We start from the raw sequence: 26133 nt of genomic DNA, 5'->3' as shown, positions 1-26133 counted from the left end.
GTAACTGATTTAATTTACATTGACACAATCAAGCTGTTGAGGCTGATAGATTATCAGCTGGCTATTTAAGAATGCTCCACTAGAGTTGTTCAATTCCAGTATGTGCGATTCATTATTAGAAAACTGTAGCAGCGTGATTTCTTCACTATCATGCACCGTGAGATTATTTATATATGGATTCTTCACCTCAAATTCGATAGTAGATTCTTCAAGACTTGTTTCCTTTATTGGACCCCTAAATATGCTAATGTCTTCGTGTTTAAATGATATCTCTTTGTTAGCAGATGTGAAATCCTTGCCGCTTTCTCCTTTTCCCTGATATCCTGATTTATCGGCAAACACCTTAAACATGTAGGATTCATTTTTTACATCAATGTTGTAAAACTTGACCTTCCATACCTCATTCACAGGAGTAACAAGAGAGTTAAGTGATATTTTATTAATTGCTGGCCACCACTGTCCTGAAAAAGAGGATGGACGGGTCATTCTATATAATTCTGTTATTGCTACTGGTTTTTTACCGTCAATCCTTAGGTCTATTGTGCTACCTATTAAAATGCTATCCGGTTTTAAAACAACCTTGTTGCCAGTAAATTCAAATTTGATTTGATTTGATGATTTAATCTCGATGACCTTATGTGTTGATGGAAAATTCTTGTCTTTGTTAGCCGCTACTGCTTTAAATAGGCCTTCTAAAATTATATGCTCCAACAGTTGGTTTCCATAATCATTGGGATGGATGGTATCTTTCAATAAATCTTTGATGTTATATCTAGGGTTCAATTTTAAAAACTCTGCCCAGTATTTACGGACAGGAATGACTCCAAAGCCATATTTATTCGTCAGATCTCTAAGAACCTGTGATTCTCCATCTTGATAGATGTTGCGGCTTATTTGCTTTATACTATCCTCTTCATAGGAATAGTGATGGTCAAAAATCAAGACGTCACTGGTTAGTCGGGACTTGATATTGCATAGAATTTCTTCAAGATCTCCATTCTTCGTCCCGCCGTAGACATGAAAAATAAGTAGGTCAGGATATTCAGGATACAAGTCAAAATGAGCCGTTTTTTTCAATACGGGCGCCTGGTAACCTCCTATGGAGTTTTTAAGTATTTCAAAATTCACTCCTGGAAATCTTTCGTTTAATTTTTCTTCAATTCGCTCCATGTTTAATCCCGAAATTATAGACTGGCCATAAAATTGAATTTTAAACGGTCTATTATGAACGTCAATATCATTAAGTAAAGTAGAGCTCTGTTCAAGTCTAGTGGGTAATTGCTCGGATATTTCTATTGACGGGAGATTGAGGTTCTTAAAGGCCTGAGAATGAACAACGCCATACTGAATAAATAGTAGAAAAAGCAGCTTGTTTTTCATTATGACATAGATTGATAAAGAGATTTCCACATAGGACCAATAGCGTCCCAAGAATAATGCCTTATTACGAACTCCCTTAATTTCACTCCCATTTCGTTACGTTGTTGGTCGCCCAATTTTGATAATTCTTTTATAGATTGTGCCAATTCTTCTTTATCAGGATTTATTAAAACGCCTCCATTATTACTCCATTGCTTCAAGATACCGGTCTGATGGGTAGTGATGACTGGAGTAGCCATCATAGCTGCCTCTAAATTGACCATGCCAATCACTTCAGAGTAACTGGGAGCAACGAAAGCGTGCGCATCACGATACAACTGGTTTTTTTCACTGCCATGAACGGCACCTATGAATTTAATATTTTGATTACTATTAGAGGCATATTGCTTTTTGAGCCTATTGGAGTATTCATTTTCTTTCCCGGCAATTAGTAGGTCAAAGTTCTCAAGTTTCAGTTGTTCAAACACTTCCAGTAGCACGTCAAGCCCCTTCTTTGGATGAAGCCTGCCCAAAAATAGGAAATAGGGTTTTTTATGGCTAATTCTCTCTGGTAGAACCGGCGTGTCGATGGCGTTGGGAATACAAACTACATTAGATTTAGGAAATAGCTTTTGTAAATTATCTTGTTCGTCTGGTGTTATGGCATGTATGTAGTTCGCTTTCGCGAAAGCGGAACTTGTCAAAAGATTAAAGTAAAGTTTCTTTTTGAGTGTACCTTCCTTCCATAGCCACGGCTCGTACATACCATGTGGACTTAAGATGAATGGAATGTCGCTATTATGGGCAGTTGTTGCCGCTGTAAATTGTGCGTGCATCCAAACGCCATGAATATGGAAAAGGGAATCACACGGCAAGGCTTTGAGATGGTCTTTAAAGTCCCCTGAGTAAAGCCATGGCCCTTTGTTTTTGAAAGATTTTATATGGTAGTCTGCTGGATCTTTCTGTGTTGTTAGAATCGTCGATTGTGGGAAATGTCTGTGTAAGTCTTCAACTACCGTGCGTATGCCGCCGCTAGCCCTTGAAACATCCTCTGTCACGTGGTATACATTTCTCATGCTGACAATAGATTATCAAGAGGTTTATCGTCCTTATTTTTTGTCGAAAACTTGTAATCCAGCATCAAAAACAAATTAATGAATAGGGAAAAATAGAGCACACCATTTTCTCTTTCCAGAATGTTTTCAGATAACATTACAATACAATAAAACAGCAACGTGGCAATAAATAGGTGATTCTTTCTATTAAAGGCTCTTATCAAATGGTATAAAAGGAATATGCTAAATAAGGCGAGACCCAAATAACCAGCGTTTAGGATTATTCCCAGAAACTGGTTGTGAGAGTTGTAGCGATTTACTGCAAGAAAGGTTGCATTATCCTGATAGCACTGTATTAATTCTTCTTTACCATCACCTACTCCAAAGCCTAAAAAACCAGCCTCAGGCATTACTTGTGCGGCACACTGTAATATGGAAAACCTGATGTTTGTTGAATTTGTCAAATCTTCTTTAGTGTTTTGAATTTGAAGCAGTTCTGAAAAGCGTTCATTTACTTTGGGAACAAAAATTATAGTAGCAAGTATTCCTATGGCGGTCAACCCAAAAACCAGATATAAGCTTCTATTTTTAAACATAAATACCAAATACCCTGAAACAATTACAAGGGCAATGATTGGTCCTTTTTTAATTAGAATAAGTAAGAACGCAAGGAAAATTATATTAATGGTGATCAGTATTAATATCTTCTTTAGCTCTAAACCTCTCTGTACTAAAAACAAAGAAAAGATCATCGATATCCCAATATGCATGCTGAGATAAATAGGGTGAATTTTAAGCCCTGGTATATCAGACCTAATGATATTGACAAAATGAATTATGACTTCTTCAAAGCTATATTGTAGACTAAAAATCGAGAAGGCTAATATGTTAAGCGCTAAGGTCGCGATGATAAAAAACCACATAAGAACATAGCGCCTGTCGAGAATATACTGCACACACCGCTTGCTCATGCATGCTATAATCAAAGGAAAAATCAAAAGTGAAGAAGCGGCAGCTATCTTACGAATACCGTACGATAAGTCTTCTGTATACAATAAGCTAAAGCAATACAGCACAAATAGCCCTGAGTTAAGTAGAAAATATTGCCATTTAAACTTTTCATTATCTACAAAAAAACTCACTATAGAAAGTAAAAGAACCACACCTATTAAAAAAGGTCTTATGCCACGAGGAATTATGGGCATGGCGAATAAGATAGCCATAGACCAAAAAATGAGCCTAGGTAAATAGTCTATTAAGCCTTTTTTTGAATCCATACATTGCTATCTATAAAGAGAGATGACGTGTAAATAATTAGTTTTGGTAAAATATAAAGCCCTATTAGAGTGCCAACAAAATAGGAGTAGCCATTGGTAAAATCTCCTCGTAGAAGAAATAAAAGGTGGACGGCAAAATAAAATGCTGTTGCACGCTTTAAAACATCGTTGCTCACTAGCCAAGTCATGAAGTACACAATTGTTACAGCCAAGGCAATTGCCATAATAACAACCCCAACAATTCCAAAATTCATATATCCTTCAGAAACAAGCGGGTTTGATAGGTTGGCAAAATAATAGTCATAATCCTCAATTAAATAGTTTCCAACAATGAGCCCAGAAGAGTCTGGCTTACCTGGCCATAGTCCTCTAGGGATAAAAAATAAAAACGCACTAAGTAGCTGCTCGCCCCAAAACAATCCTCGTTGCTCAACTATTTCTATAACAATCCCAATATTACAAAAGGCATCATAGTTAAGAGACATAAATCCCTTACTAAGCGAACCTTTATCGATAACATTTGTAAACAGACTAGGGTTTTGAATCATTTCTCCTAATCCATAATCTGAGTGTGTGATAATTTGCAGTAGGGGAAAAAACACAATCATTATTACAAAAAAGGTGAGGCTCATCTTAACGTTGCTATTCAGTATTCTTGGGAAGAATAAGAATATCAATAAAAAATAAATAGGCCCCAATGCGTTTCGCTTTTCTACAAGGGGATTTTTAAAAAAGAATAATGCTAGCAATAGCGCCATTAAAGTGACTGCCGCAATAAACCAGCCTTGCGTAGAAAGTTGTCTTCTATCAAATACCGTTTTAATTAAAACAATACCAGCAAGTGGAATTACAAACAGGATTTTTTTCAACACAAGTTGTACACCTGGCGAGTAGGTAGATGTTATATATTCTGGTCTAGCATATTCATCTAAAAGAAATGGAAAGCCGATGATCGCGATAAAAACAGAAATTATTATTATTATAAAACTTGTTCTTAATTCTTTTCCTTTACGTTTCTGCAAATTAACCTGTGATGATCTAGGCTTATTCTTAATATACCCCTTGAGAGCAACATAAAACAAGAAGAACACAATGTGGAAGATGGCAACTAAACCATTGGTTTTAAGAAATAGATCTTCTTTATATGGAAAAAAATGATCGAATTCACCATTTGCTAGTGGAGCAAGAACGCCTGCTTGAACTATGGGTGCCACTAAGAAAAAAAGATAGCTGAATACAATGTAAGTACTCAAAAAAGGACTGTATTTCTTCTCAATAAAAATATGGTAGTATGTTATAAATGTGAGAATTATTGCATTTCCAAAAAACGCGAACCACAATTCAATTGTTGCGTCAAATGTTGCAAACAAAATTAAGGTCGACAATAAATATATGAAGATGAAAATATTGCGTAGCAGCATAGAAACCCTATCGTTTATTCAATTGTTGATTTTCCTCGCTATTCGATGAAGCATCACCCCAATAATAATATGCTGCAATTATTACCATCAACAACTCAGTAAAGATAGTTGTAACGATAGTTCCTGTTAAGCCTAACTTGGGAACCAGCAAAAAACCTAATATAAGATTAAAGACTGTCGCACTTGTCAGTATCTTAAGCCGCTGGTGAAAAAGTTTTCTTGCCGGCGCGTACAGATTTGTGAAAAGTAAACTCAACCCTACAAATAATACTGAGATTCCCATCCACTTTAATAAATAATCATTCGCAGCTATAGCAGGATCAGCGTATAAAATGTTTAAGATGAAAGATCCAAAGAACACCAATATAAGCATTCCAATTGTACCTATAGTCAAAGTGCCTAGCGCTAGTTTCTTCATCATGCTGCGCTTTTCTTGATAAGGCTTTCTAGATAAATAAGGGTAAAAAGCCTGGCTAATAGGTATATACATTTTTCGTGCTGCCAGTATTAATTTATCGAATGCACTAAAAATCCCGACGACGCTATCACCCGCAAAAAGTCCTAAAACAACACCATTTGCAGCATATGTGAATTGAGATGAAAGATCAGAAATGAAAATTTGAAAGCTGTCGCGATAAAAACCGTTGGTATTTCTAAAATTAGGCCATTGCCATGAAACATACCTAAAACTTAGACCGAACATGATGACACCAGCAAATAGATAGCCAATAGAATTAAAAATTGGGACTAATATATAGTCTGATGGACTACTTATAAACAAAAACAGTAGAAGGGTGAACAGTATCTTAGAAACAGCATTTACAGCGGTCAAAATTCGCATACGTTCTATACCTTGAAAAAACCAATCACCCAGCATCGTTTGGCCAACAACCATTCCATAGCTTAGTAAATAAACTTCCCATTCCTTAGCAAATCTAGGGATGGTAAATACAAAGACACAAAGAGCTGCAAAGACCAATACCAGCAGAATTGCACGAGCCCAAAACACCTTGAAATATATCGTAGAATAGTCCTCGCGTTTAGATTTGAGAACTGATATTTCTCGAACTGCGGTAGTACTAAACCCAAAATCTGTTGCAGCGATGCAAAGTGCCATTAGATATTGGGCGAGCATAACAAGACCAAATCGCTCTAACTCGAGGGTTCTCTCTAAAAATGGAATTATTACAAACGGCAATACATAGTTTAAGCCCTGTAGTATCATCAAGGCGCTATAGTTTTTTGCTACCGTTTTTTGTTCATCATCAAGCCTTTTAAGATGCCTCTTCATAATTAGTTTCTCAATATTTTGGAAGAGGATTTCTTAGGAAGCTATTAATTCTCTGTAAGCATCCAGCACCTTATTCATTGCTCCTTCCTGTATAGAGATTTGATAATCAAAAACACTCAATATATTACTGCAATCCAAAACGCTGTATTCTGGTCTCTCCGCAAGGCTTGGAAATGTTTTTACTCGACTTATTTTCTTCTGCAACCCAGCTTTTTCTGATATCGCTTTCGCGAAAGCGTACCATGTCATACTACCTTTATTGCAAAAGTAATAGGTCCCGTATCTTTCTGGATCTGTATTTATTAAATGCCGTATAAAGTCTGCCACATCAATGGCGCTCGTAGGACAGCCCACTTGGGTATCCACTACCTTCATCTCTTCTTGGTCGTTCTCCATGACCCAACGGAAAAAATTTTTGCCGTGCGGCGCATACAGCCATGAAGTTCTCAAAATGTAATGTTTGACACCACTTGACACTATAGCTCTTTCTCCCAACCATTTACTGCGTCCATAAGTATTGATGGGATTTACAGGGTCATCAGGCTTGTAAGGTGTCTTTGAAGATCCATTGAAAACATAGTCTGTCGAGAAATGAATGAGTGTGGCGTCGATCTGCTTTGCCATAGAAGCAAGCATTCCTACCGCACTTGCATTTATTTTATAAGCTGTTTCAGGCTCAACCTCCGCTTGATCTACTGCGGTGTAAGCAGCACAATTAATGATGTAGTCCGGCTTGTATTGATAGAGTTTTTGTCTGACTGTTGAATAACATGTGATGTCAAGTTCTGATCGATTGAAGGCCACAAGATCACATCCCGTTAAGCCATGAACCATACTCGTGCCTAGCATACCGCGGGCACCTATAATCATTACTTTTTTCACATGAGCCTTTTAAGATACCTGTTGCGAGTATGACTTTAAAAACCTCCAAAGAACTGGAATAAAAGCTACAAGAACACCTAAGACAAATAATATGAGTGCCCATTTAAGCAAGGTATATTCCTTTTTGACCGTTCCCTGAACGGAATATTTCGATACAATATTTACTGTGTTTTCAGATGAATATTTATCTTCTCGCAAGTCTTCAAGGTCCTCCAACAATGATTGTTTGAGGTAAAATAAATTAGCCAAGTTATCGGAAGATCTTTGGTCTCCCACGAAAAGGTTCGTGTTACCACTTGAAGACTGATTTGTAGCAATCATCTTTTGATAGGAGGTAATCAATGAGTCTATTTCAGATAGTTGGTTTTTTTTTGAACTAATATTAAAATCTGTATTTTCTAGAAATGATAATCGTGCTGCCTTAATGCCAGAATTTTCTTTTACCTCTACAATTTTGGGGACCACCTTTTCCAAAATTGCCCTGCTTTCTGCTCTAGCAACAATCTCATAAAACTCATAATCAAACTCTCGTTTTGCTTCCTTAAAGCCTTCAAATGTAAAATTGTCCAGTGCCATGGTATCTGCAGATCTTGCAAGTTGATCATACTCTTCCAATAGCTCCGTATCATTGTATATAGGCTCTATCTCAAATGAACTGAGTTGTTCTGCTTCTTGAGTTGTGATTCCCAATTCCTTGGCAAGGCGGTCATGTTCCTCTTCAGATGCTAAAGCCCTATAATAATTAATATTTGATATAAGTTGAGATGCACTATTAAAATTAGGCTGCACTCGCAATTGTGCAGAATAGCTACCCTTGGATGCAGATTCCATATAATAACCTAAAACGATTCCCAAGACAACGAATGCGCCTATAAGAATGATGTTCTTTTGTAAAAAGATCAAGAAGAGAATAAATGCATGCCCTATCGCCTTAAAGAAATTCCCGATCGCTCTAAAAAATCCCTTAATTCCATCGCCTATCCAGACAAAAACAGGAACCAGGTCCACTTCCTGCTCCTCTCTATTTTGAGGGTCGTTTTGATTCATATCTACTTTTGTTAATGAAAACCCAAATATAACGTAACTAGGCGCGTTTTATTGACTTGCCTTTTCAGATTCCGTTTTGGGTAGGCTTTCCTTAAGGATCTGCTCCAGAATCTTTTCTGTAATCACATAAACGGGTTTGACACCGGTTAGACCCAAACCGCCGCTAGCAAGCGTATGGCCTGTTTTTAAAGGATTATCACTCGCATAGTACGCATATCTTACTCGCACCTTTTTGGAGATGCTACGGCGCACCTTAGAGGCTGCTTGAATGGCCTTTTGATAATGTGCACCTTCCATTTCAAGACCTATCACGCGCCAGCTTGAATTATAGAAATACTCCAGCACATCCTTGTTTTGTAATGATGTACCCAAAACTGTGACCATAGAACCAGAAACCACGTTAAGTCCTTCAGTGGCGAGATCCTTTTTGGAAAGTCGGTTTTTGAACGGATAATTATCTGCCGTTCCCTCAAATACGTGGGCATCTGGCACCATGATATCACCTTTCTCGCCTTCAAGTATTCCAGCCTTACCCATGATACTGACGCTTTTGATATTCATGTGTCTAGGGTTACTACCGTCGTTGTAAGGCTTTAGCAATTCGTCCAATGTTTCATAGGCCTGCTCACCAAAAGCGTAGTCCATAACGATAAGAACGGGCTTGTGGTTGTTATCGCTTTCGCGAAAGCGATCTTCACAAAAGCCTACGTGCTCAAAGGTTGTTTTTGCCGTGTCAAAAATCTGCACATCAATGTTGGTCCCACTTTGATCCTGAAGCTCCTGCATTCCATTTTGCAAGGCATATTTCTTAATGGCATCACGGTTCTTTTTACCGGCGGCCTCACTCAACGAGGCAAAAACCTCCATGCGCCCTTTTTTGCTTATCTGTGCCGCAAGTACCTTAGGTCCATAAACAGAATTCATAACCGAGTGCAAATTTGCACTGATGATGTGTAATGGACGGTCAAATAAATTGTTGTCTATCAAATGTTTCTTGATGCGCATGGCCCATCGATCACCATGGATATGGTGTCCCAATCGCTCCCGCAACACAGGAGAGAATGTAATAATGCGCTTTTGCTCATCCATGATCTCGTGTTTACCCAAAAGTCCTAGGTAATAAATCGTACTCAAAAACTGATTGGGGTTCTGGGGCGTGGCAAAGGAGCCGTACACCTGCATGACCTCATCAAAGGTTCTTCCCAGAATGTTTGCGGTATGAATTACCGCAACTTCCTTCTCTTCTTGGGTAAGTTCATCTTTAGCTACAGCATCTTCCAGGCACTTCCAGTCCCTTGTGGTACTGCCGTCGTCGTTGATAATCACACGCTTCATGATCTTGTGGGATTCTACCATCAAGAAGGTAAGGTGTGTCAGTATATCGTAGATCTCTGAGCGACCGCGAGTGATCTCGATATTCATCTGGTGTTTATCAATGCGATAGCAGTTGCGACGGCGCTTTTTTGGTATGATGGCCTTGAAATGCGAACTGCTATAGCCTTCATCACTGGTTAGGTTGATATAGGTACATTCTTCAATTCCCATGGGTAGCCTATCCATAACGTATAATAAACCGCTCAGCTCAATCTTGTCCTCTGCAATAGAACCATATATTTCTGGTCGTATCGTCAGCAAAGATTCTCTCAAGGACTCACCGCTCACGCCCATGGGCTTATAAAAACCACGGTTGAATAAGTGCCGCATGGTAATGTACATACGTTCAATAGCATTGGTGCTTTCTTGAGCTCTGGTTCTGGGTTCTACGTTAATAATGGGCATAAATGTAATTTCTTTACAAAGATAGAATTCTAACGGTGTTATTTGAAAGAATCATACGATGCTAGTAAAATAGCTAGGCAATCACTTTAAGCTTGCTAACATGGGATGAAATAACATAAGGTGGCCGCAGCTGGAGAGGCTCTCCATCGATTTGAGCTGGAAAACCATAAGGCACTTCAATTACAGTACTGTCTATAGTCTGTGCATGATTATTCCCTAGTAATAACGTAGAAATCATGATTCTGATTAACCCTAGACGTGAATTTGCATGCACTAACTCTAATTTACCACTATCTAATTTGGCTCCTGGCGTTAACGATAAGTCATAGCCCATGTATTTAGTGTTTGAGATCAGAACGCTGTAGGTCTTCGTAAAACGTTCAAGTAAACCTATCTTTTTTCTGCGAAAGGACAGAAAAGACAAAACACTATGTTTAAAATATGTGATAAAGCCTCGACTATTGTCTTTGTCGTATCTTTCTATAACATCTGCTGGATAGCCTAAAGCAAAGTTGGAAAAGAAATAAATACCGTTGACTGAACCACAATCTATTAGTTTGTATTTCGACTTTGAAATATTCTCATGTAGTCTAGGTAAGGAATGTTTAATATTTAAATGGGTCGCTAAGCCATTACCCGAGCCTCTAGGTAGGACAGCTAGGGAAACGGATGAATCAATCAAATGATTTGCAATTGTATTTATGGTACCGTCTCCACCACAAGCTACAATAATTTCCACCTTATTTTGAATACAGCTCTGGGTTAAATATTCAAGATTTTCTTTTGAAGAAGAATATTGTAGCTGGATTTCAAAATCCTGTTCGCTAAAAATAGATTTTACCTCTTCTATGGTTAGGACGTTTTCTTGTCTTCCAGATATGGGATTCACTAAAAACGCTATTCTAGTCACTTATTCTGGAGTTTTAAAATCCCACTCATCTGCATAAAGTCCGTAAACCTGACCTAGTTCATATTCTACCACATATTTTTCGTCCTTTCCTCCTTGAAAGTTGACGTGGTAAACATAGGATTTAATACCGTTTTCCTTAGCCATTTTCAAAACACCCTTAAATTTTGAAATTGAATTCCTTGAGAAAGTAATATACTTAAAATCCCTGTCCTTCATAAACGGGACTAAATTTAAATTCATGCTGGCAATAATGCTCTCTGATAGAATAGGTTCCACCCTATAAACTGATGCGAGTTCTGCATCCTCAACATTGAACACTTCCATTATCAACCTGCTCTTGTCTAAGAATTCTGTACTAAACCTCTTTATTTCCCTGGTTTTGTCGGTAACAAGTATTGCATCCTTATGAGTTTCAAACCAACTATTTATAGCTGTCATATCAAGCGGTGTATACTCACCAAAGAGTTTTTGTGAGTTAAAAATCTTAAGGGTAACTGGTGTCTCCCCTGAATAATTAGATAGCCTCTTCCAAGTGTCCCAATCATGAGCAGCCACAAAATGCCCATCGCTAGTTTTGATTATGTCAAGCTCAAATAAGCGAAATCCTGCTTGATAGCTCTTATTTAGGGCCTCTAAAGAATTTGTGTAAACCTTACCATCAATTTTACCTCCAGCATGTGCTATGAACCTATCTACTTGTTTACTATAAGTTGTGATTTCATCATCAGTATTTCTTTTTGCTTCTAGCTTTAAATTAGGTACCGCATATTTTTTTTCTATTGTAAAGTCATCCAAATATTCTAAGAAACCACCTTGTTCATAGGAAGCTATGTAAGCCTGGCGATTTTTAATATCAATTAATTTAAAAAGTCCTATCGCATTAAGTTCTTGTTCAAATTCTCCAAAAACCTCTCCTGCAGTATCATGAACAATAATAAAACTTCGAAATTTTGATTTTTTTATTTGTTTCAAGTAAGTCAAAAGTTCATTTCTAGCTTCATAATTTGCATAGGTGTCAAAGTTTTCCAGAGTATAACTACCCTTAGAATTAATTGAAATTACATTAACTCCACGTGAAAATCGATATGTGTTACCACCGTATTGATAGTAACTTGTTTCCTTGGAGTTGAAACCAGAGCTACGTATAACAAGAAATTGAAGTTTTTTGTCTAATTCTTCTTCATTGGAAGAAGGTTGTAAAAATTGAAACTTAGGAATCAACTCAGTGTTTTCAAAAACTACCCTATTTGCATCCTTTTTAAAAGAAACCAATCCATCTTGATCACTATAATAAGTGTGTATGGTATCATTAACATAAATGATGTTTATGGTATTTGGCTTTTTAACGGCAGTCTTTATATCTGCTATAGGTATATGCCTAGAGCTATAATATCTGAAGTATCTATCAACATTAATTTGGAAAAGTTTTTTAGAAGCTTTGGTTAAATCTGTTTGTGCAAAAATGAGATTTGAATCATTTTTGTATGCCACAGAAATTAAGGAGTCCATACGCACAACATTAAAGCCATCTTTCATAGTGATAGTGTTGAGTGATGCGATATTGACATCCCTGAGTTCTTTTTTATAATTGTATACGAATTGGTTTTTATTTCCTTGAATCAAATCGTCAAGAAAAACAGCGTCCGTTTCAATATCTGCCACATCCAAAACTATGTTGGGCATAGATACCTGCGACAGGTTTTTTGTTTCCATTTCATCAATAGGAGTAGTTGATAGAACAAATAAACCCCTGTCTTCTAAATCATCAATCACCTTATGTTTACCCATAAATTGATGATCAGGAACAATAATTACAGTTGTATTTTCAAGAAGGTTCTTTTCTTTCAATGTGGAGAATAAATTGCCAATGTAATAATCAACAGCAGCTACCATGAACTCTAATTCTGAGTTTTTTGGTGCTATCAAACTTTCCATTCGGCTGTCATAGATACCATCAGGGTAGTGAGTTGAAATAGTACTGGCAAACAGAGCAAATGGTCGTTCTTTCTCACTTAGAGCAATAGCTTCTTTTTCTATTTCATCAAATAAATCTTTGTCATGTATTCCCCAGGGAATTTTTTCATATTTAGTTTCAAAATCATCCTCTGATTTGACATTAAAACCTAGCGTCTCTAACATATCCTTCATACCAGAAAAGTCCTTGTTCGCAATTAGATACTGCATATCATAACCCGCTGTTTCAAGCACGTTACCTATGTTATTAATCTGTATTTTATTGCTTCCTTGAAATATATCATTGTACTTATTTCCAAAATAAGCCGGCATTCCTGTCAAGGCCATGTATGCCGATGCGCTAGTCCAACCTCCACCAGATGAAGGGAGCAGGTCATAATAATGATATTCCTTCTTGAGCTGATTGAGGTGAGGCGTTAAATCAGGCCGCTCATTAATAAATCCTTTTTCAAAAGATTCCAGTGACAAAAAAATGATGTTTCTCCCAGCAGAAGCACTAACATCTCGGTTAGTCAACAATTCCGCTTTTTGTAAAGGAAGTTTACTAATTGCTTTTGTTAAGGTATATGAGTTGCCACTTTTTAAAGAAATGGTTTCATACAAATTATAGAAAACATGAGAGTTAAGACTCAAAAGAATTGTACAAATGATCGATGTAGGCACACTAATCTTACTGGACAATTTTGATAAAATACTTGATAACCAGTATAATATAAATGTAATAATCACTAAAAAACAAACAGCCAATAGGAACTCTGGAAGAAATTCTTGGTAGATATTTGAAACAACACTCCATTTGAAGTGCTCGTAAAATTTATAATCGCCTATGTTATTAGTAAGATAGATCGAAACTACTTGAAGTGATATAAAAATTCCACCTAAGAGTGCACCTATCGACTTAAACATCTTGTTCTTTAAAATAGTTAACAAGCTTACAAACAATATGACCAATAAAATAATTTGAAAATATAGCATTTTGAAATTTTTAATCCTGCGAAAACATGAATTCAAAAATAGTGTCTAGAGTGCCAGTATTAATGCTTTTATTTAAATTCCGTCATTATTGAAACTAAACATTAAGAATTGACATCAATTCAAAACATTTCCTATAGGAAGTAAATGTTCTAATTAATCCTATTCTTCAGGGATTGATAATTTCTCAACATTCAAATAATGCAGGCTCTATCTAAACATTTCAAATAGTAATGAATATAAAATTCCTACTGAGCGTAAACTATAATAGGCAATGTTAAAATACCCATTTAAATTCAACATGGAATGCGGAAAACTTATCGTTAATTAATTACTTTTCCTGTTAGCAATCCAGCAATCTTCCTATCGTTGGATAGTCTCGGCAGTTTGTTTTGACCGCCTAATTTGCCGATGCTTTTCATATACTCCTTGAAAGCACCTGTTTTGAGTACTTGAATCTGTAGCGGTTGTAGCACTTTTCCTTTAATAAGGTCGTCGTAATAACTGTTTTGCTCACGCATTTCGCGGTCTAGCTGGGCGGCAAATGCTTTAAGTTGTGCTTTATCTGGTGCGGTGTCCATCTCGACAAACCACTCGTGAAATGGCAGCTCACCAGCTGGTGGATCCAGTTGTGGTGCTACCGTAAATTCATTAACGACTAAGTTTGTATGTGATATAGCAGCTTTCATCGCTTCTTCTACCTCTTTCCCTATCACATGCTCACCGCTGGCACTAATGTAATGCTTGATTCTTCCTGTTACCACTACCCGATACGGATCTGTTGAAGTAAAAGCTATGGTGTCACCTAGATCATACGCCCATAAGCCTGCGGTAGTTGATATGATCATCACATAATTGACACCAATTTCTACTTCACCAATTGTTAACCTTAGTGGGTTCTCGTCGTGGAATTGATCTGCTGGGATGAACTCGTAGAAAATTCCCGCATCCAGCAGTAGGAGCATTCCTTTTTCGGTTTGTTCGTCCTGATAGGCAAAAAACCCTTCGCTGGCTGGGAAGAGCTCGATACTATTTATAGGTCGTCCTATTAGAGAATCAAATTTTGCTTTATAGGGCTCAAAGTTGACGCCACCATAAATCAATAATTCTAGATTTGGGAAAACCTCGCCTACTTTCTTACCGGTTCTCGCCACGATACGTTCAAAATACATTTGCAACCAGCTGGGAATTCCAGAGATTACCGTCATGTTTTCCCTTAAGGTCTCGTCAATCACGGCCTCAACCTTTGTTTCCCAGTCCTCAATGCAGTTAGTTTCCCAGCTGGGCATGCGATTGCGTTGCAGGTAATCTGGTACAAAATGAGCGACGATACCGCTTAAGCGTCCCAGTTGTATTCCGTTTTTTTCTTCAAGTTCTGGGCTGCCTTGAAGAAAGATCATTTTTCCATCCACAAACCTCGAGTTGCCAGTCTCATGAATGTAACTCAAGATCGCATTGCGAGCGGCCTTTATGTGCTCTGGCATGGATTCCTTGGTCAGCGGTATGTATTTGGCACCGCTGGTAGTTCCAGAAGTTTTAGCAAAATAGAGTGGCTTGCCCGGCCATAAAACGTCTTCTTCTCCGGCCACTACTCGATCGACAAAGGGCTTCAGCTGCTCATAATCGCGTATGGGTACTTGATTAATGAAGTCTTGATGTGTTTTTATGTTGGAGAAAGAGTGCGCTTTCGCGAAAGCGGTATCTCCAGCCATTTTGAGCAAATCATGAAAAACCTTTTGCTGTGATTTGACTGGGTTGCTCGCCCATTTTTGGGTTTTTTTGTGGACAGTAGCCGCAAAAACCTTTGCTGCAATGGACTTAATGGACATTACTCGAAATTTATAAAGTTGATGGGATCCAGCGCATAGCCATCACTCCAAAGCTCAAAATGTAGATGCGGACCATTTGTGAGTTCGCCGGTATTGCCCACACTGGCAATGACCTCACCGGCCAGGACTTTATCGTTTTGGCTTTTAGTAAGAGTACCGCAATGTTTATAGACGGTGAGCAGTCCATAGGAATGCTCCAGCAAAATGGTGTAACCGGTTTCTGCGCTCCAGCCTGAGAAGATGACCGTTCCAGCTGCTGCGGCCTTGATAGGTGTATTGACCGCTGCGGTGACGTCAACACCGTAATGTTTTTCTTTTGGGTTGTAACCGTTTGAAATCTTACCCTTTAATGGATTAAAAAAGACAAAGTTGGTTCTGGCTTTTGCGCCTTCAATCAGGTTGTATTTATCCTCGCGAGCGACTTCTTCCCGTAGCAGGCTATCCTCTTTGCTAGGTGCAAAATCTGATAAGGATATGGTAGTTTCCACCTGTGCAATGCTGTCAATGCGAGCATATTCCTCGCTGGTGATATCACCACTCAACACCATTTTTATACGGCTGTATTGCTGCTCATTCAAGGCCAGCTTTGCTTTAAGGGAGTCTGTTTCTCTAAGCAGAGCGGTGGTTTCATTGCGCACCTCACTGCTGGAATAACCTGGAATAAATTCACGGATAGGTGTAAATGCAATAAAAAAGGTGGTAAGCCCTACTAGCAAAACGGCGCTTACTAAAGTTACCGTGAATACATTAAGCCTGGTAAGCTTAAGGCTAAAACGCTCTTCAAAGGTATCGTCATTAAGCACCACAAGCCTATAATGATTGCGCCACTTGCCTTTGTATTTCTTTTTAGGTTTTTCCATGAGTCTTTACAAATATAACAAACGCACCCATCGATAATGGATTGTTTAAGCGGTCCAATTATTGAATGTTAAGGGTAATGATTAGAAGTAGGTCGTTTTGTATCTTTGTAATCTATAAAAAATGGAAATTATGATAACTGGTTTTATTTTGGGAATGTTCGGCGTGTGGCAGGTAGTTCTTATCGTGCTGGTTTTGGTACTGCTTTTTGGCGGTAAAAAAATACCCGAATTGATGCGCGGTCTAGGCGGCGGTATCAAAGAATTCAAGGATGCCACTAAAGAAGATGAAAAAGAAGATTCTACTAAAGGAATCAATTCTAAGTAAAATTTCATCTCATAACAATATTTGAAAAGCCCTAGAAATAACTTTCTAGGGCTTTTTTACGTTGGAAACGATTCTAACAAGATGAGTTATTTTGAAAGGGTATATTCTATTAGGATATTTCTCTGCTCATCAACTAGAGACAAGCTTCCCTCAGAGCCATAAACATAAGTCCACCCAAAAGGCTCATTCACTAATCTGAAGATCTTTTCATTGATCCCAGTTTCTATTAAAATAAGTTTTTCAATTCTTCCATTCCTCTTCAAATAAACCTCATTATCAGACATGGTTACGAATGAAAATATGCCTGCACCAGTCGTTCCTTTAAATGATTGTCGCTTCCAATTATGTAATATATTTATTTCTGATAATTCCTTAAGCCTTTCTAGATTATTAAAAGACTTTATAAGTGAATCAACTATATAATCGCTCTCATGCTCTTTAAGTTTCTTCATTAAAGATGGATATTTTGATTCTTGACCAACTAAAGAATAATCGTAAAATGATAAGGAAATACTTTCAAGTTCATAGGCCGGATATTTGCCGCCAAAACTTTCTATAACACCACCTACTTCTCTACATTTTTCAATAATTGGCCAAAATGCAATTTGGGATTCGTTTACCCAATTGTGTGATAAATTTAGGATAGGGACCACATTATTCTGATCATAAGCTTGATTCCCATGAATCTCAAAAATTAGTGCGGTTCTTATCATATTACTTATGGAAAGACTATCGCTTTCATGGATATCATTCATAAACACAAGCATTTCTTGGTCTATTTTCTCTAATCTATTCCAATAATCATCAATTTGCTTTTCCGTTTTAAGGTTTTGGATTTCTTCCCTGTACTTTTCTACTGGAATTTGAGAAAAGCATAAAGAGAAGGAAATGAAAATTAGAAAAGCAAAAAGAATAAGTTTATTCATAATAACGCTTACTCTAGGTTCACAAAATCAATGCTCTTCAATATGGCATCCAGCTCAAAAAGATAGTTGCGCTGTTCTGCATTAGGAGCAGATACGTATCCTTCTATAATAAGCCAGTTCTCTTTGGATTCGTTGTATACGGCATAGTTCACAAAAGGACCCGCCATAAATTTATTTTTGACATACCAAGTTCCCTTAGTTTCAAAGGCAAACTTGCCATCGATCTGCGTTTCATTTACAAAAGGAGAAAACGCAGGCTCTGTTAGAAACGTCCCGTTATCTACTGGAATTTTTCTACTGCCTATAGAGTCTCTTACTCTAACAATATCCTGTGCTACTGTGCTGTCTCTGTTAATTTCATTTAAAGGAACTTCATAAATCATGATGTCCATGGTTCCTTCCGGTATCGGACGTCTAAGCCAAACAAAATCAGGATCTTCTCGTTTTGCTTCAAAATACGCTTGGGGTACAGTAATCACAATGCCAAATCGATCTTTAATACCGTCTGTATTTAGTTGCACTTGCTTTATAAGACGCTGTTTTTCCGCAATCTCGCTGTCATTAAAAATGTTGATGATATCGTCTGCATTGTCGCTTATAGCCGTAGCAATGGCTTGTGTGTTGGGTCCTCTAACGATAACGCCCAACTGAGGCATCGCATATTTATCCTTTCTTATCGCAACACCAGTACTGTCTGATTTTTGAATAAACAGGTAGTTACGGGATTTTTTAAGCATGCCGCTAAACGACTCTGGTTTTACCTGATTGAGCGTAAACATAGGCTCCTCACGTACAATACCATCAATAGGTCTCGCGAGAACTGCTCTTATGCTGTCGCCTATCTGACCGTCCCAATTATCACTGTCAATAACGACCAGTATATCGTTAAGTTTACCGGCACTGTCATTAATACGTACCGATTTCTCATTACAAGAAATCATGATTAAAGACAATAATAAATAGATATAATATTTCATGCTGTTACTTTAAGTTGAGAGTCATTCCAGGCTTAAGGGTTGATGTTTTGTCAGGGTTGAGCTTTTTGAGCTGCGCCACACTAACACCGTGCTTCTTACCTATTTCCCATAGACTATCACCACTTTTAACCTTGTACGTGCTGCTAGTCGATGCCGTTGTGGCGACCGAGCCACGTGTCATGATCTTAAGGCGCTGGCCTATTTTCAGATTATTGCTGCGTAAACCGTTCCATCTTTTGATTTGGCTCACGTTTACCCTATATTTATTGGCGATTTTACCCAAATAATCACCCTTTCGCACCGTGTAAGTAATGCTGGATTGAGGCACCAATAGATTAGGGTCTGGCTTTTCTGCTTTTTCAGATTCCGCTTTCGCGAAAGCGTACACTTTCTCCTCATTGCCCACAAACGAAGCGATTTGATCCTTAGGAAGTCTTAAATAATGCGGCTTTCCTTCAATCACTGGGATGATATCCAGTTTATAACTCGGGTTGTAATATTGAATCATTTCTGTATCCACATCCAAAGCCTGTGCAATGTGGTCAAAGTGAATCTTTTTCTTGACCAGCACTGTATCAGTTCCCATCATCAATCTGGATGGACGTTGTGGCTTGAATCCATGTTCTGCAGCATAGGTGTACAAGTACATCATCGCTTGAAACTGTGGCACGTAGTCTGCCGTTTCACGTGGTAAATAAGGTCTCAGGTTCCAATAGTTCTTGCGGCCACCGCTGCGTCGTATCGCCTTGTTGACATTTCCAGCACCGCTGTTATAGGCGGCAAGCGCCAGATCCCAATCCTCATAAATGTCATAGAGCTTGTTAAGATATTTACAGGCTGCAATGGTAGATTTCATAGGGTCCATACGCTCATCCACGTAAGAATCAACCTCAAGACCCATCAAGCGTCCCGTAGGCAACATGAACTGCCACAATCCTGTCGCTCCTACCCTACTTTTGATCTTAGGGTCCAGAGCGCTCTCTACAATCGCGAGATACTTCATTTCTAGAGGCACATCAAATCGATCCAGCTGTTCTTCAAACAGTGGAAAATAATAATCGCTCAAGGTCATGATGCGTTCTAGGTAAACACGATTATACTTGAGCTTTTTCTTGATAAGGTTCTCAAGTATAGGGTTGTAATCTATCTGGAACGGTGTGCCCTGATTGATACGCTGCAACCTAGCCTTAAGCGTGTCCGTTGACAATTCAACATCACTCAAATCCATGTCCTCAACCTCGTCTTCTCGGTCAAACATATATTCAAAACCATCGTGACTGTACAAGAGTTCTTGAAATCGCTGGTCATAGGTGTCAACCTCTGGGAACGTTGCCATTCCCAAGGTATCACTGGCTTTTACCGGTTGGATCTCAAGGTTACCTTCCAGTTGTTTTATTTGAATCGTGTCCTTGAGTACGGTTTCAACGGCCGGCTGTTGTGCGGTTGCCGCAAACATGGAACAGCCCAAAACGCATAGAGATACTTTTTTGATTCTATTCATGAAACTTGATTGATCAATGTTCCTGCCATTTTTACTCTTGGATGGCTTTAATTCCTGGTAAAGTTTTTCCTTCCAGCATTTCTAGCATCGCGCCGCCGCCGGTAGAGACATAACTTACCTTGTTTTCAAATCCAAATTGCTTTACGGCACTCACCGAATCACCACCACCTACGAGAGAAAACGCACCGTTTGCGGTAGCCTCTGCTACGGCATCTCCCAATGCGATCGTTCCATGAGAAAAAGGTTCCATTTCAAAAACACCTGCTGGACCATTCCACAAGATGGTCTTGCAGTTTTTAATTACTTCAGCAAATTGCTTTCTGGATTGCTCGCCTATGTCCAGTCCCATCCAACCGTCAGGAATGTTGTCGATAGGTGCCACATCGCGAGTGGCCTGCTCAGAAAAGGCATCTGCTGTAATAGAGTCAACCGGCAAGTGGATTTTTGTATTCAGCTCTTCGGCCTTTTTAAGAATTTCTAACGCTAGTTCCTGCTTGTCTTCTTCCACTAGCGAGTCGCCTATATTTCCACCTTTGGCCTTGATGAATGTATAAGCCATACCACCAGCAAGAATCAAGTGATCCACTTTTTCCAAGATGTTTTCAATTACCGTGATTTTAGAAGAGACCTTGGCACCACCTAAAATGGCAATTACTGGTTTTGTAGGTGTTTCAAGTACTTTATTAAGGCTATCAATCTCTTTGGACATGAGTTTACCGTAACATTTTTCTTCAAAAAACTGTGCTACAACGGTGGTCGATGCATGTGCTCTGTGAGCCGTTCCAAAAGCGTCGTTGATGTAAACATCACCTAATTGAGCAAGTTGTTTTGCAAATTCTTCATCACCGTCTGTTTCCTCTTTATGGAATCTTAGGTTTTCAATCATCAAAACCTCACCAGGATGTAGGTTTTTAGCTTTTTCCCTTACCGCTTCTCCAGTGCTTTCTTCAATAAATTGTACTTGTACACCTAAAATATCAGATGCCGTGTCCACAATATGTTTCAAGGAATATTTATCCTGAACCGTTCCATCCGGTCTTCCCAGGTGTGACATCAGAACTACAGATCCGCCATGTTCCAACACATGGATGATGGTGTCTTTTGCAGCCTGAATACGAGTGGTGTCAGTCACCTTTAAGTCCTCATTAAGAGGCACATTGAAATCCACTCTAATGAGTGCGGTTTTATTTTCGAAAGATATTTGATCTATTTTCATGTTTAAGTCGTTTTTATGCGTCTCACAAATATAACCGATATGGCTCAACCTGCTTTCCAGACTTCTATATTTGCATTATGCAGGAGCACGATATCATAGGACTGGAACATCTTAAAAAACACTTGCAGACCACTGTTGCAAACAACCGCATTGCACATGCGCAGCTGTTTGTGGGACCTTCTGGTAGTGGTGCGTTGCCATTAGCCCATTATTATGCTAATTTGATTTTATGTAAGCAAGGTGATCAAGTATGTGACAAAAGGGTGCACGATCTTTCACATCCAGACCTTCACTTTGCCTATCCAGTCGCCAGCACTTCAAAATCTTCTACAAAACCGGTTTCTGATGACTTTGCTTCGGAATGGCGGCAATTTTTACAATCCAATCCCTATGGAGCTATGGAGGATTGGTACCAATTGGCAGACATTGAGAAGAAATCCTGTGAGATTAGGGTGCATGAAGCCACTGACATAAGTCGTAAACTGAGTCTTAAATCCTATGAAGGTGGCGCCAAAGTCTGCATTATTTGGGGTGCAGAGTTCCTAAATACGGCCGCTTCCAATAAACTATTGAAGCTCATTGAAGAACCACCAGGTGGCACCGTTCTTATTTTATTGACTGAAAATGAGAATCTTATACTTAACACCATTAGGTCTCGCTGTCAGGTGTTGCACATTCCAAAACTATCTACTACCGCTATTGCGAAAGCTTTACAAAACGAAAAGCAGATTAGCGAAAATCAAGCCTATATTGCTGCTAGACAGTCCAATGGCAGCTACGGTCGCGCGCTAAAACTCGTTGAAAACGATAGTGAAGACGTGCTTTTTGAAGAGTGGTTTGTCCATTGGGTACGCACCGCATTTAGTGCCAAAGGGAAACCTAGCGCAATTACAGGTCTCATTGAATGGGCCGAAACGATTGCCGCGGTAAACCGAGAAACACAAAAGCGCTTTTTAAACTTTGCCCTAGAATTGTTCAGGCAAGCGATGTTGCTTAATTACCGTGCAGAGAGTGCTGTATATTTTGAAACCAAAACCGGATTTGATTTGTCAAAATTCGCTGCTTTTATTGACGGTCATAGACTAACCGAAATAAGCGAGAGTTTTGAAACGGCATTAATGCATATCGATAGAAAAGCTAATGCAAAAATTGTATTCACGGATTTGAGCATAGGTATGACTAAAATCCTACACAAAAAGGCCTAAAATCGACAAACGGTAACATTTGTGTCATTTTGCTATGTATTCATCTGTAAGGCAATAGATTTGCGGCAATTACTATATAGATGAATATATCTCACGCAGGACTGATCCTTATCTTGTTCTTTCTATTGATCACTTACATCATATCTGCATATGAGAAGATCAATGGCTGGAAATCTACTCAAGAGAATTTCAAGTTGATGTATGCTAAAACGCTAATAGGAAAAGCAATTATTCCCATCATCACGTTTATTATCGCGTTTGAAATAATTATTGTCACATTGGCCGCATTAGGAATATGGGATATTATTTATGCAGAGGATTTTGAAATTGCCAGAAGCACATTTTTAGGTTCTAGTATTCTTTGCTTGATATTTCTAATTGGCCTTAGAATGATTGATGATTACAAAGGCGCATCCAGAGTTGGGATTTACTTTCTTATTTCCATTTTTGGCCTATATTGGTTAGAATCGATAATATCTATCACTTGAAAGATCGCTATAAACGCCTTCAATTAAATTTGGCTTTAATATAAAGCGCTTGTCGAAGATTCTCGCTTCAGGCAGCAAATTGTACGCTGCAGCTCGAAAAACAGCTTTAAAGCGCTTTATTTTGATTTTTTGAAGACGTAAATCCTTGAAGAAGGCTCTGAAGAGAGTAAGCTCATGATATTTGAGCAGATTCCAATAAAAATCCCACATAGAAACGCCAGCGGTAGTCTTTTATATCGTGCCGAAAGTATGGACACGTAAAAACTATCGAACCACATAGGTCGCTTTTCTATAAGATTGAATTTTGATGAAGTAAAATTGGAAATCCCTTTTTCATTGAAATGATATAAGTGTCTGGGAACATCATATCCTGCCCAAAAGCTTTTAAAAATCTTTGCGTCCAGACTTTCATAGTTGGGCAATGCAATTATTAAAATGCCGTCATCGGTCAACATCGAGTAAAGATCTTCCAATAATTTTTGAGGATCTTTTACATGTTCCAGTACATGAAACATTTGGATGACCTGATAATGTTGTTTGTTACGAACCGGCAAATGGTCTAATAACCGCACTCCTTTTTGATAGGCAACTTTTCGAGCTAATTCACTTGGCTCATAGCCTTGAGCGTCTAGTCGTTCTTGAACTAGATACTTAACCAGCTCTCCATTTCCTGCACCTACATCGAGAATACGACCACCAGCATCAAATTTAGAAATGAGTTTAAATTTTGACTTGATGTTCAGTTTTCGCGCAAAGCGATATAAACTTGCAAATAATGAATTATTGGAATCATCATGGGATAAGTATTCTGAGGTGTCATAATACTTATCCAGATTTCTAGGTTGTGGCGTTGTGATTAACAAACCTTCTATGGAAGTTTTACTTATTTCAAACCTCTTTTGGGTTAAGAAATGATCACGCGTCTCTAAATATAAATCGGTTTTTTTAATCATTGTTTCACGTGAAACTATCGGCCCATGTGAACCAATAAAACTGAAATGTCATTAGGGTTTACGCCAGAAATTCTAGAGGCTTGAGAAATAGTTACGGGCTGAACCGCCTTCAACTTTTGGCGCGCCTCTATAGAAATAGACTGAATTTTGCTGAAATCAAAGTTCTCTGGAATCTTGATATCTTCTAGTCGATTCAATTTATCAGCGTTCTCTTTCTCTTTATTTATGTAACCAGAATATTTGACTTGTACTTCTACTTGTTCCAGAATATCCTCACTAAGATCATGCTCTTGAATATAATTCTCGACCTCATCAAATCTTCTCAAGTCATCCATGCCGATTTGTGGACGTGCAAACACCTTAAATAACTTGTCGTCTTGAGTCACGGTGGCCGAGTTTTTCTCTTCCAACAGTTCATTCATTTCAGGATAACTGTAGCTGGTATTTCTAAAAAACTGAATCATTTTTTCAGTTTCCTCTTTTTTGCGCTCTACTGTTCGTAGTCTATCTTCTCCTACGATTCCTAATTTGTAAGCAGATGGAGTCAGACGTAAATCAGCATTATCCTGACGCAAAAGCGTTCTATATTCTGCTCGCGAGGTAAACATTCTATAAGGCTCTTCCGTTCCTTTAGTAATCAAGTCATCAATAAGAACTCCGATATAGGCATCATCCCTACGTAAAATAAAAGCTTCCTCTTCCCTTATTTTACGTACCGCATTGATACCGGCCATCATTCCTTGAGAGGCAGCCTCTTCATAACCGGTAGTGCCATTGATCTGACCTGCGAAATACAGGTTCTCGATAATCTTGGTTTCCAGCGTGTGCTTTAATTGCGTAGGTGGGAAATAATCGTATTCTATAGCATACCCAGGACGGAAAAACTTCACTTTCTCAAAACCTACGACAGAACGTAAGGCTTTAAACTGGACATCTTCTGGCAACGACGTACTAAAGCCATTGACATATACCTCAACGGTATCCCAACCTTCTGGTTCAATAAACATTTGATGTCTATCCTTAGTTGCAAAACGGTCAATTTTATCTTCGATGGATGGACAATATCTAGGACCAACACTTTTGATTCTACCATTAAACATTGGACTGCGATCAAAACCTTCCCGCAACAAATCATGGACTAATGGACTCGTGTAGGTCATGTGGCAATCTCGCTGTCGCGAAAGTTTACTAGAACGGTCCGTATAACTAAATTTGGAAACCACATCATCACCAGGCTGAACGCTCATTTTTGAATAGTCCAACGACCTACCATCCACACGTGGCGGCGTTCCCGTTTTCATTCTACCCGATTCAAAACCTAAATCAATGAGCTGTTCTGTTATACCAGTACTGTTACGTTCTCCTGCTCTACCTCCACCAAACTGCTTTTCACCAATATGGATAAGCCCATTTAAAAAGGTGCCGTTTGTCAACACTACAGATTTAGCTCTTATCTCGATTCCCAAGGAAGATTTAACACCTACCACTTTACCTTTTTCGATAATCAATCCAGAAACCATCTCTTGATAAAAATCCAAGGTTGGGATAGCTTCCAATTCTTTGCGCCATTCCTCGGCAAATCTCATACGATCATTTTGGGTGCGTGGAGACCACATCGCTGGGCCCTTGGATTTATTAAGCATCTTAAATTGTATCGCACTGTTATCACTAACAATACCGCTTAGTCCGCCTAAAGCGTCAATTTCTCTAACGATTTGACCCTTTGCAATGCCGCCCATAGCGGGATTGCATGACATCTGCCCTATCGTTTGAAGATTCATGGTAACAAGTAGTGTAGTTGCACCCATATTAGCCGCAACGGCCGCAGCCTCGCTACCAGCGTGACCAGCACCCACAACAATTACATCATATTTATCTTGGAACAT

Annotated in this window: 21 protein-coding genes; 3 read left to right on the top strand and 18 right to left on the bottom strand. The window is 38.6% G+C overall.

Going from position 1 to position 26133, the window contains the following annotated elements; genetic code table 11:
- Positions 1 to 9: 9 nt before the first annotated feature.
- The 12 genes from AAU57_RS02880 to AAU57_RS02825 all read right to left on the bottom strand — a co-directional run bounded on the left by AAU57_RS02880 (position 10) and on the right by AAU57_RS02825 (position 16656).
- The gene (locus AAU57_RS02880) at positions 10 to 1170 is read right to left on the bottom strand and encodes a hypothetical protein (RefSeq protein ID WP_197275384.1); all 1161 of its coding nucleotides are present in this window, start codon (positions 1168 to 1170) and stop codon (positions 10 to 12) included.
- A gap of 209 nt (positions 1171 to 1379) precedes the next feature.
- Positions 1380 to 2435, bottom strand: a complete 1056-nt coding sequence (locus AAU57_RS02875) for a glycosyltransferase (RefSeq protein ID WP_055411489.1) — start codon at positions 2433 to 2435, stop codon at positions 1380 to 1382.
- Entirely contained in the window at positions 2432 to 3691 is a 1260-nt protein-coding gene (locus AAU57_RS02870) for an O-antigen ligase family protein (protein ID WP_231717756.1), read from the bottom strand. The genes AAU57_RS02875 and AAU57_RS02870 overlap by 4 nt, the downstream gene beginning before the upstream one ends.
- On the bottom strand, positions 3670 to 4944 hold the full coding sequence (locus tag AAU57_RS02865; protein WP_231717755.1) for an O-antigen polysaccharide polymerase Wzy: 1275 nt from the start codon (positions 4942 to 4944) through the stop codon (positions 3670 to 3672). Before AAU57_RS02865 ends, AAU57_RS02870 begins: the two co-directional genes overlap by 22 nt.
- A 175-nt stretch (positions 4945 to 5119) precedes the next feature.
- On the bottom strand, positions 5120 to 6403 hold the full coding sequence (locus tag AAU57_RS02860; protein WP_055411487.1) for an oligosaccharide flippase family protein: 1284 nt from the start codon (positions 6401 to 6403) through the stop codon (positions 5120 to 5122).
- A 33-nt stretch (positions 6404 to 6436) separates the two neighbouring features.
- A complete protein-coding gene (gene rfbD / locus AAU57_RS02855) occupies positions 6437 to 7285 on the bottom strand; it encodes a dTDP-4-dehydrorhamnose reductase (RefSeq protein WP_082438519.1) in 849 nt (282 codons plus the stop codon).
- Between the two features lie 9 nt (positions 7286 to 7294).
- The gene (locus AAU57_RS02850) at positions 7295 to 8332 is read right to left on the bottom strand and encodes a hypothetical protein (RefSeq protein ID WP_055411486.1); all 1038 of its coding nucleotides are present in this window, start codon (positions 8330 to 8332) and stop codon (positions 7295 to 7297) included.
- Positions 8333 to 8380: 48 nt separating this feature from the next.
- A complete protein-coding gene (locus AAU57_RS02845) occupies positions 8381 to 10111 on the bottom strand; it encodes a DUF6909 family protein (RefSeq protein WP_055411485.1) in 1731 nt (576 codons plus the stop codon).
- A 73-nt stretch (positions 10112 to 10184) separates the two neighbouring features.
- On the bottom strand, positions 10185 to 11021 hold the full coding sequence (locus AAU57_RS02840) for a diacylglycerol/lipid kinase family protein (protein ID WP_055411484.1): 837 nt from the start codon (positions 11019 to 11021) through the stop codon (positions 10185 to 10187).
- Positions 11022 to 13970 carry a sulfatase-like hydrolase/transferase gene (locus tag AAU57_RS02835; RefSeq protein WP_055411483.1) on the bottom strand — a complete coding sequence of 983 codons (2949 nt, stop codon included), beginning with the start codon at positions 13968 to 13970 and terminating at the stop codon, positions 11022 to 11024.
- A 320-nt stretch (positions 13971 to 14290) separates the two neighbouring features.
- Positions 14291 to 15796 carry a GH3 auxin-responsive promoter family protein gene (locus tag AAU57_RS02830; RefSeq protein WP_055411482.1) on the bottom strand — a complete coding sequence of 502 codons (1506 nt, stop codon included), beginning with the start codon at positions 15794 to 15796 and terminating at the stop codon, positions 14291 to 14293.
- Complete coding sequence (locus AAU57_RS02825; protein ID WP_055411481.1) at positions 15796 to 16656, bottom strand: M23 family metallopeptidase; 861 nt, start codon at positions 16654 to 16656, stop codon at positions 15796 to 15798. Before AAU57_RS02825 ends, AAU57_RS02830 begins: the two co-directional genes overlap by 1 nt.
- A gap of 130 nt (positions 16657 to 16786) precedes the next feature.
- Here AAU57_RS02825 and tatA point away from each other — a divergent pair, with 130 nt between their 5' ends.
- The gene (gene tatA / locus AAU57_RS02820; protein ID WP_055413647.1) at positions 16787 to 16981 is read left to right on the top strand and encodes a twin-arginine translocase TatA/TatE family subunit; all 195 of its coding nucleotides are present in this window, start codon (positions 16787 to 16789) and stop codon (positions 16979 to 16981) included.
- Between the two features lie 86 nt (positions 16982 to 17067).
- Here the strand turns inward: tatA and AAU57_RS02815 are convergent, their stop codons facing one another.
- The 4 genes from AAU57_RS02815 to AAU57_RS02800 are packed head-to-tail and all read right to left on the bottom strand — an operon-like array spanning position 17068 to position 21601.
- Positions 17068 to 17907: a hypothetical protein gene (locus AAU57_RS02815; protein ID WP_055411480.1), complete on the bottom strand. Its 840-nt coding sequence runs from the start codon at positions 17905 to 17907 to the stop codon at positions 17068 to 17070.
- Between the two features lie 8 nt (positions 17908 to 17915).
- Positions 17916 to 18884, bottom strand: a complete 969-nt coding sequence (locus AAU57_RS02810) for a DUF4837 family protein (RefSeq protein ID WP_055411479.1) — start codon at positions 18882 to 18884, stop codon at positions 17916 to 17918.
- Positions 18885 to 18888: 4 nt separating this feature from the next.
- Positions 18889 to 20385, bottom strand: a complete 1497-nt coding sequence (locus AAU57_RS02805) for a LysM peptidoglycan-binding domain-containing protein (RefSeq protein WP_082438518.1) — start codon at positions 20383 to 20385, stop codon at positions 18889 to 18891.
- A gap of 31 nt (positions 20386 to 20416) precedes the next feature.
- On the bottom strand, positions 20417 to 21601 hold the full coding sequence (locus AAU57_RS02800; RefSeq protein ID WP_055411477.1) for a phosphoglycerate kinase: 1185 nt from the start codon (positions 21599 to 21601) through the stop codon (positions 20417 to 20419).
- A gap of 77 nt (positions 21602 to 21678) precedes the next feature.
- Between AAU57_RS02800 and AAU57_RS02795 the strand changes: the two genes are divergently transcribed.
- Positions 21679 to 22806 (top strand): ATP-binding protein, encoded by a 1128-nt coding sequence (locus AAU57_RS02795; RefSeq protein WP_055411476.1) that lies wholly within the window; start codon positions 21679 to 21681, stop codon positions 22804 to 22806.
- 80 nt (positions 22807 to 22886) lie between these two features.
- Complete coding sequence (locus tag AAU57_RS02790; protein ID WP_055411475.1) at positions 22887 to 23294, top strand: hypothetical protein; 408 nt, start codon at positions 22887 to 22889, stop codon at positions 23292 to 23294.
- Between the two features lie 116 nt (positions 23295 to 23410).
- Here AAU57_RS02790 and AAU57_RS02785 read toward each other — a convergent pair whose 3' ends face one another.
- Together AAU57_RS02785 and mnmG are read right to left on the bottom strand one after the other, a co-directional pair.
- The gene (locus AAU57_RS02785; protein ID WP_156339982.1) at positions 23411 to 24247 is read right to left on the bottom strand and encodes a class I SAM-dependent methyltransferase; all 837 of its coding nucleotides are present in this window, start codon (positions 24245 to 24247) and stop codon (positions 23411 to 23413) included.
- Positions 24248 to 24261: 14 nt separating this feature from the next.
- On the bottom strand, positions 24262 to 26133 hold the full coding sequence (mnmG, locus tag AAU57_RS02780; protein ID WP_055411474.1) for a tRNA uridine-5-carboxymethylaminomethyl(34) synthesis enzyme MnmG: 1872 nt from the start codon (positions 26131 to 26133) through the stop codon (positions 24262 to 24264).

The sequence above is a fragment of the Nonlabens sp. YIK11 genome (genome assembly GCF_001413925.1).
In the GTDB taxonomy this organism is placed as follows: domain Bacteria; phylum Bacteroidota; class Bacteroidia; order Flavobacteriales; family Flavobacteriaceae; genus Nonlabens.
Note: the sequence above shows the minus strand (reverse complement) of the source record. Positions and strands in the feature narration are given on the sequence as shown.

Bases quoted from the DNA above. Each gene is read 5' to 3' on its own strand.
- AAU57_RS02835 (WP_055411483.1), bottom strand. From the start codon at position 13,970: ATGCTATATTTTCAAATTATTTTATTGGTCATATTGTTTGTAAGCTTG.
- AAU57_RS02825 (WP_055411481.1), bottom strand. From the start codon at position 16,656: ATGGAAAAACCTAAAAAGAAATACAAAGGCAAGTGGCGCAATCATTAT.
- AAU57_RS02790 (WP_055411475.1), top strand. From the start codon at position 22,887: ATGAATATATCTCACGCAGGACTGATCCTTATCTTGTTCTTTCTATTG.
- AAU57_RS02830 (WP_055411482.1), bottom strand. From the start codon at position 15,796: ATGTCCATTAAGTCCATTGCAGCAAAGGTTTTTGCGGCTACTGTCCAC.
- AAU57_RS02850 (WP_055411486.1), bottom strand. From the start codon at position 8,332: ATGAATCAAAACGACCCTCAAAATAGAGAGGAGCAGGAAGTGGACCTG.
- AAU57_RS02800 (WP_055411477.1), bottom strand. From the start codon at position 21,601: ATGAAAATAGATCAAATATCTTTCGAAAATAAAACCGCACTCATTAGA.
- AAU57_RS02845 (WP_055411485.1), bottom strand. From the start codon at position 10,111: ATGCCCATTATTAACGTAGAACCCAGAACCAGAGCTCAAGAAAGCACC.
- AAU57_RS02810 (WP_055411479.1), bottom strand. From the start codon at position 18,884: ATGAAATATTATATCTATTTATTATTGTCTTTAATCATGATTTCTTGT.
- AAU57_RS02875 (WP_055411489.1), bottom strand. From the start codon at position 2,435: ATGAGAAATGTATACCACGTGACAGAGGATGTTTCAAGGGCTAGCGGC.
- AAU57_RS02860 (WP_055411487.1), bottom strand. From the start codon at position 6,403: ATGAAGAGGCATCTTAAAAGGCTTGATGATGAACAAAAAACGGTAGCA.
- AAU57_RS02815 (WP_055411480.1), bottom strand. From the start codon at position 17,907: ATGAATAAACTTATTCTTTTTGCTTTTCTAATTTTCATTTCCTTCTCT.
- AAU57_RS02870 (WP_231717756.1), bottom strand. From the start codon at position 3,691: ATGGATTCAAAAAAAGGCTTAATAGACTATTTACCTAGGCTCATTTTT.
- AAU57_RS02805 (WP_082438518.1), bottom strand. From the start codon at position 20,385: ATGAATAGAATCAAAAAAGTATCTCTATGCGTTTTGGGCTGTTCCATG.
- mnmG (WP_055411474.1), bottom strand. From the start codon at position 26,133: ATGTTCCAAGATAAATATGATGTAATTGTTGTGGGTGCTGGTCACGCT.
- AAU57_RS02795 (WP_055411476.1), top strand. From the start codon at position 21,679: ATGCAGGAGCACGATATCATAGGACTGGAACATCTTAAAAAACACTTG.
- AAU57_RS02785 (WP_156339982.1), bottom strand. From the start codon at position 24,247: ATGATTAAAAAAACCGATTTATATTTAGAGACGCGTGATCATTTCTTA.
- AAU57_RS02880 (WP_197275384.1), bottom strand. From the start codon at position 1,170: ATGGAGCGAATTGAAGAAAAATTAAACGAAAGATTTCCAGGAGTGAAT.
- tatA (WP_055413647.1), top strand. From the start codon at position 16,787: ATGATAACTGGTTTTATTTTGGGAATGTTCGGCGTGTGGCAGGTAGTT.